The sequence below is a fragment of the Polaromonas sp. genome (assembly GCF_012927415.1).
Classification (GTDB): Bacteria; Pseudomonadota; Gammaproteobacteria; order Burkholderiales; family Burkholderiaceae_C; genus Polaromonas.
The window spans coordinates 1-6,734 of record NZ_JABBPF010000139.1; the positions used below are offsets into that span (position 1 = coordinate 1).

The following is a 6,734-nucleotide window of genomic DNA, read 5'->3' on the forward strand; positions in this document are numbered from 1 at the left end:
GGGGGGTGTTGGCAATTCACTAAATTTGTGGGGGTTCCGGGGGGGGGGGGGGTGGGGGGGGGGGGGGCAGGCGCTATGCCGGGCTGGCTTATCCGGCGCTGCGCGGCGCCAACCAGCTGGTCAATGCCTCGGGCGTGCTGGCCGCGCTGACCGCCCTGCGCGACCACCTGCCGGTGACGGCCCAGGCGGTGCGCGTCGGTCTCTCAATGGTCGAGTTGCCGGGGCGCTTCCAGATCATTCCCGGCCAGCCGACGCTGGTGCTTGATGTGGCGCACAACCCGCATGCCGTCGCCGCGCTGACTGAAAACCTGGACGCCATGGGTTATTACGGCTGCACCCACGCGGTGTTTGGTGCCATGGCCGACAAGGATGTCGCGCCCATGTTTGCGCGAGTGGGGCCACTGATCGACAAGTGGTATTTCACCGATTTGCCGACACCGAGGGCCGCCACGGGGGAGGCGTTGCGCGCTCGCTGGCAGGCCGGCAACAGCCGCGTTGAGGTGACTGCCAACGCTTACGAGAGCCCCGGGGAAGCTCTGCAAGCCGCTGTCAGGGCCGCAAACCCCACTGATAGAATTGTAGTTTTCGGGTCGTTCTTCACGGTCGGTGGCATTTTGAAGAACGGCATACCGCGGCTTTCGGCACCGCACCTCGGCGCATGAGGTCGGGCAAACCTCAAAAAACCGGACAAATCAGCCACCCCGTCGCTTGCGCAGTTGCTATTAAAGTTGACCTTCAAGTCATCGTTCACGTCACCTTTAACGTTATTCCTAACGGATTCAAGACACACCATGGCGTTTTTCAACTTCCGCCGGGGCAGTTCAAATACTGCTTCTGCCGCCGGCCCAGCCGCCCAACCGGAAAGCGTGGAAGCGATGCGAAAACGCGCCAAGCACCGTCTGATCGGTGCGGTGGTGCTGGTGTTGCTGGGGGTGGTTGGTTTTCCGCTGCTGTTTGATACGCAGCCAAGGCCGATTCCGGTCGATATTCCAATCGAGATTCCGGGAAAAAACAGCGTCAAGCCATTGTCTGTGCCCGTGCCAGCTGTTGGGCGGGCAGACGCCAATGTGTCCAGCCCGGCACCGCCAGCTGCGCCGGTTGAAAAAGTGGCTGCTGCGGCAAGCCTGGCGGCCCGGGAGGAGATTTTGTCGTCAAAACCCGAGCCGGTCCAGGAAGCATCGGCATCTTCAGCTATTAAAAGCGAAGCAAAACCGGCGCCGAAATCCCCGCTGAAAGTCGAGGCCAAGGCCGAGCCTAAGGTTGCGGACAAGCCGCCAGCCAAGCTGCCCGTCAGGGCAGAAAGCAAGCCCGTCGCCAAGCCGCCAGCTGTCGAGGACGACGGTGCGCGTGCCATTGCGCTTCTCAACGGTACGGCGCAGCAGCAACGCGCTGGCAAGCCTGCCGCTGTCACTGTCGAAGGGGAAGGGCGCGTGGTGGTGCAGGTGGGCGCTTTTGCCGACGCTGCCAAGGCCACTGAAGCGCGCGTCAGGCTTGAGAAAGCCGGCCTTAAGACTTACACCCAGGTCGCCGACACGAAGGATGGCAAGCGCACCCGCGTCCGCGTGGGGCCTTTTGCCAGCAAGGCCGAGGCGGAACAGGCGGCCGGAAAAATCAAGTCACTTGGTTTGTCCGCTGCCGTTCTGACCCTGTAAACGGTTTGCAGATTTGTGACGACGCTGGACTGGGTTATGGGGGGCGTGTTGCTCTTTTCCATGCTGCTGGGTGCCTGGCGTGGCTTGGTCTACGAGGTGTTGTCGGTGCTCGGTTGGGCGATCTCGTTTTACGTGGCGCAATGGTTTGCACCGCAGGTGGCGACATTGCTGCCGCTGCAGTCGGCTTCGGAGCCGGTGCGTTATGCAGCGGCCTTTGTGCTGGTTTTTATCGCGGCAGTGTTCGCTGCTGGCCTGCTGGCCTTTTTGCTGAAAAAGCTGGTCGAAGCCATCGGCTTGCGGCCCGTGGATCGCACGCTTGGCGCGGCTTTCGGCCTGTTGCGAGGCGTGATTTTGTTGCTCGCCGCCGCCGTCGTGATGGACATGACGGCGCTCGGGTCTAGCCCGTGGTGGCAGGAATCGAGCGGCGCGAATGCGCTGTCGGCGACGCTCCGGGGGCTCAAGCCTTTGCTGCCAGAGCCATTTGCCAGGTATCTGAATTGAACTGCTTTTTTTGAATTTTCCTTGAGAGGTCAACACACCATGAACGGAACACCATGTGCGGCATAGTCGGCATCGTCAGTAAAGCGCCGGTTAACCAGCTAATCTACGATGGCCTGCTGTTGCTGCAGCACCGCGGCCAGGATGCCGCCGGCATCGTCACGCAGCAAGGCCGCAAGTTTTTTATGCACAAGGCCAAGGGCATGGTGCGCGATGTTTTTCGTACCCGCAACATGCGCGCGCTGCCAGGCAATGTAGGCCTGGGCCAGGTGCGCTACCCCACAGCGGGTAATGCCTACAGTGAAGACGAGGCACAGCCGTTTTATGTGAATGCGCCCTTTGGCCTGGTGCTTTCACACAATGGCAATCTGACCAACGCGGCCGAGCTGAAAGCCGAATTGTTCAATACCGACCACCGCCACATCAACACCGACAGCGACTCTGAAGTGCTGCTCAACGTGCTGGCGCATGAGCTGGAAAAAACCACGCGCGGCCTGCCGCTCACGCCGACCGACGTGTTTGCTGCGGTGCGCGGCGTGCACAAGCGTATCAAGGGCTCGTACGCGGTGGTGGCATTGATTGCCGGCCACGGACTGCTGGCGTTTCGCGACCCGTTTGGCATCCGCCCGCTGTGCCTGGGGCATGGCAGAAACCAAAGCGGCGACACCGTGATGGTGGCGAGCGAATCGGTCGCGCTGGAGGGCACGGCGCATCAGTTCGATCGCGACATCGCGCCGGGCGAAGCGGTATACGTCGATATGAACGGCAAGGTGCATGCCGAACAATGCGCGGCCAAGTCCCAGCTCAAGCCCTGTATTTTTGAGTTTGTCTATCTGGCGCGGCCCGATTCCGTGCTTGACGGCATTTCGGTCTATCAGGCACGCCTGAACCTTGGTGAAACGCTGGCCAAGCGGGTGGTCTCCACGGTGCCGCCCAATGAGATCGACGTGATCATTCCGATCCCCGAATCGAGCCGCCCCAGTGCCACGCAGCTGGCGCATCTGCTGGGCATTCCTTACCGCGAAGGTTTTGTCAAAAACCGCTACGTGGGCCGCACTTTCATCATGCCGGGCCAGGGCGTGCGCAAAAAGTCAGTGCGCCAAAAGCTCAATGTGATTGCCAGTGAGTTCAAGGGGCGTAATGTGTTGCTGGTCGATGACTCCATCGTGCGTGGCACCACCAGCCGCGAAATCGTGCAGATGGCGCGCGACGCCGGCGCACGCAAGGTCTATTTGGCCAGCGCCGCGCCGCCGGTGCGTTTTCCCAATGTTTACGGTATCGACATGCCAACGCCGTCCGATCTGGTCGCGCATGACCGCACGGTGGAAGAAATCCGCCAGGTGATTGGCTGCGACGCACTGATTTACCAGGATGTGGAGGGCATGAAACGCGCCATCGGTTCGCTGAATCCGGCGCTTGATGGTTTTGATGCTTCCTGTTTTGACGGCGTTTACGTCACTGGTGACGTGACGGCCGAAACGATTTCCGCGATGAATTCCCTGCGCGCCGACACCGCCGAGAAAATTGGCGATGACGGCGACGCCGATGTCTCCCGTCTGGCGTTACCCAATCCGCAGGAAGCGTGAAATGACTGAAAGAAAATTGCCAGACAACTTGCACCGCGACACGCTGGCCGTGCGCACGGCGGTGGATAAAAGCCAGTACGGTGAAAATTCCGAAGCCTTGTTTCTGACCAGCAGCTTTGTGCAGTCGGATGCAGCAACGGCAGTGCGGCGCTTTGCCAATGAGGAAGAAGGCTACATCTACTCGCGCTTCGGCAACCCGACGGTGGCCAGTATGGAGCAGCGGCTGGCGGCCATGGAAGGCACCGAAGCGTGTATCGGCACGGCCAGCGGCATGGCGGCGATTTTGCTGATGTGCATGGCGCTGCTCAAATGCGGCGACCACATCATCTGCTCGCAATCGGTGTTTGGCTCGACCATCAAGCTGATTGGCAGCGAGTTCGGCAAGTTTGGCGTTGAAACTACCTTTGTCTCGCAAACCGACGTGGCACAGTGGCAAGCAGCCGTCAAGCCGAATACAAAACTGTTGTTTGCCGAAACACCGACCAATCCGCTGACGGAGGTCTGCGATATTCGCGCGCTGGCCGACATCGCCCACGCGGCCGGTGCCTTGCTGGTGGTGGACAACTGCTTTTGCTCGCCCGCGCTGTCGCAGCCGGTCAGCTTCGGCGCCGATCTGGTGATTCATTCCGGCACCAAATACCTCGACGGCCAGGGCCGCGTAATTGCGGGCGCCATCTGCGGGTCGAAAAAAATCATTGACGAGCAGCTGATTCCTGTCATGCGCAGTGCCGGCATGTCGCTGTCGCCCTTTAATGCCTGGGTCGTGCTCAAGGGTCTGGAGACGCTGTCCATCCGCATGCAGGCGCAAAGCGCCAACGCGCTGGCACTGGCAAGCTGGCTGGAAGCGCAGCCCCGCGTGGCACGCGTGTACTACCCCGGCCTGGAGTCGCACCCCCAGCACGCGCTCGCGATGCGGCAGCAGCGGCTCAATGGGCACGGTTGCGGTGGCGCGGTGGTCGCGTTCGAACTGAGGGGCGCAGACGCTGAACAGGCCCGCAAAAACGCCTTCCATGTGATCGACAGCACCCGGATCTGCAGCATCACGTCCAACCTTGGTGACACCAAAACCACGGTCACGCATCCGGCGACCACTTCACACGGCCGGCTTACCGAAGCGCAGCGGCAGTCTGCGGGCATCAGCCAGGGTCTGGTCCGTCTGGCTGTGGGCCTTGAATATATTGATGATTTGAAAGCGGATCTCGCGCTCGGCCTGGACAGCCTGACATGACACAAAAAACCAGAACCCGATTTGCCCCTTCGCCAACAGGCTTTATTCACCTCGGCAACATCCGCTCGGCGCTGTACCCGTGGGCGTTTGCGCGCGCCACCGGCGGCGATTTCATTTTGCGGATTGAAGACACCGACCTGGAGCGATCCAGCCAGGCCGCGGTCGACGTGATCATCGAAGGAATGCGCTGGCTGGGTCTGGACTATGACGAAGGCCCGTTCTACCAGATGCAGCGCATGGACCGCTACAAGGCGGTGCTGGCAGAGTTGCAGGCGGCAGGCCACGTCTACCCTTGTTACATGAGCGTGGCCGAACTCGACGCGCTGCGAGAGGCACAGATGGCGGCAAAAGAAAAGCCGCGTTATGACGGCAGCTGGCGGCCCGAACCCGGCAAGACACTGCCGGCCACTCCCGCAGGCGTGCAGCCGGTGCTGCGCTTCAGGAATCCGCAGGGCGGATCGGTCATCTGGGACGACAAGGTCAAGGGCCGCATCGAGATCAGCAATGACGAGCTTGATGATCTCGTCATTGCGCGGCCCGACGGCACGCCGACCTATAATTTTTGCGTCGTGGTCGATGACATGGACATGGCGATAACGCATGTAATTCGCGGCGACGACCATGTAAACAACACGCCGCGCCAGATCAACATTTTTCGCGCGCTCGGCAAGGAGATTCCGGTCTATGCCCATTTGCCGACCGTGCTCAATGAGCTGGGCGAGAAGATGAGCAAGCGCAGCGGCGCCAAGCCGGTCACGCAGTATGCCGCCGAGGGCTATCTGCCCGACGCCATGGTCAACTATCTGGCGCGCCTGGGCTGGAGCCACGGCGACGACGAAATTTTTAGCCGGGAACAGTTCATCGAGTGGTTCAGCCTCGACCACCTCGGCAAGAGCGCCGCACAGTTCGACGAAGCCAAACTGCGCTGGGTGAATGCCCAGCACCTCAAGGCTATGGCCAATGACGAAGTCGCCGAACTGGTGCAGCCCTTTCTGGCGGCCCAGGGGCTGGAGTTGCAGGATCCGCAGTGGCTGGCGCGCGGCTGCGGACTGTTCAAGGACCGCTGCAGCACGCTGTTCGAACTGGCTGGCTGGCTGCAGCTACTTGTCACGGGGGGGCAGCCCGACCCGGCAGATGTCAGCCTGCATGTGACCGAGGCGGTGCGGCCGGCACTAACAATGCTGGCGCAGGCCCTGGCGGGTTGCGAATGGAACAAGGCGGCAATTGGCGCCGCCATCAAGCAGGTGCTGCTTGAGACCGGCCTGAAAATGCCGCAACTGGCCATGCCGGTTCGCGTGCTGGTGATGGGAACGCCGCACACGCCATCGCTCGACGCCATCCTCGAACTGATGAGGCGGGAGAAAGTGATCGATAAATTGAATTTCGTTTGAGAATTTGAAATGGGCGATTTTTCTCGCTATAATTCGAGGCTCGACAGGTTATCAAGTAATTGGTGCCAAGGGGGGTATAGCTCAGCTGGGAGAGCGCTTGCATGGCATGCAAGAGGTCATCGGTTCGATCCCGTTTACCTCCACCAAAGGTTGTCGTCAAGATTTGATGAAAAGTATTTTGGCAGGTTGTAAAAGGCCTGCTCTGGAAGTTCCAAGGTTTAGACCCCATCGTCTAGAGGCCTAGGACACTACCCTTTCACGGTAGGTACCGGGGTTCGAATCCCCGTGGGGTCGCCAGATTTTTTCGCAGCGATGTGAAGAAAAAAAGCACAAGTCATTAGCACTTGGCTCGCAAGAGCAAACGCTATTTACCAGGAGT

Annotated in this window: 5 protein-coding genes, 2 tRNA genes and 1 pseudogene; all 8 read left to right on the forward strand. The window is 60.5% G+C overall.

The window, feature by feature from the left end; genetic code table 11:
- Nucleotides 1-65: 65 nt before the first annotated feature.
- Nucleotides 66-662, forward strand: a pseudogene (locus HHJ19_RS12250) (cyanophycin synthetase); the annotation flags it as partial.
- 129 nt (nt 663-791) lie between these two features.
- A complete protein-coding gene (locus HHJ19_RS12255) occupies nt 792-1,652 on the forward strand; it encodes an SPOR domain-containing protein (protein WP_296907734.1) in 861 nt (286 codons plus the stop codon).
- Between the two features lie 15 nt (nt 1,653-1,667).
- The gene (locus HHJ19_RS12260) at nt 1,668-2,153 is read left to right on the forward strand and encodes a CvpA family protein (protein WP_296907737.1); all 486 of its coding nucleotides are present in this window, start codon (nt 1,668-1,670) and stop codon (nt 2,151-2,153) included.
- Nucleotides 2,154-2,206: 53 nt separating this feature from the next.
- Nucleotides 2,207-3,736: an amidophosphoribosyltransferase gene (purF, locus tag HHJ19_RS12265; protein WP_296907739.1), complete on the forward strand. Its 1,530-nt coding sequence runs from the start codon at nt 2,207-2,209 to the stop codon at nt 3,734-3,736.
- Nucleotide 3,737: 1 nt separating this feature from the next.
- Complete coding sequence (locus HHJ19_RS12270; protein WP_296907741.1) at nt 3,738-4,964, forward strand: O-succinylhomoserine sulfhydrylase; 1,227 nt, start codon at nt 3,738-3,740, stop codon at nt 4,962-4,964.
- Nucleotides 4,961-6,355, forward strand: coding sequence for a glutamate--tRNA ligase (gltX, locus tag HHJ19_RS12275; RefSeq protein ID WP_296907744.1), 1,395 nt, complete (start codon nt 4,961-4,963; stop codon nt 6,353-6,355). Before HHJ19_RS12270 ends, gltX begins: the two co-directional genes overlap by 4 nt.
- Nucleotides 6,356-6,425: 70 nt before the next feature.
- Nucleotides 6,426-6,501, forward strand: a tRNA-Ala gene (locus HHJ19_RS12280).
- A 75-nt stretch (nt 6,502-6,576) separates the two neighbouring features.
- A tRNA-Glu gene (locus HHJ19_RS12285) sits at nt 6,577-6,652 on the forward strand.
- Nucleotides 6,653-6,734 lie beyond the last annotated feature (82 nt).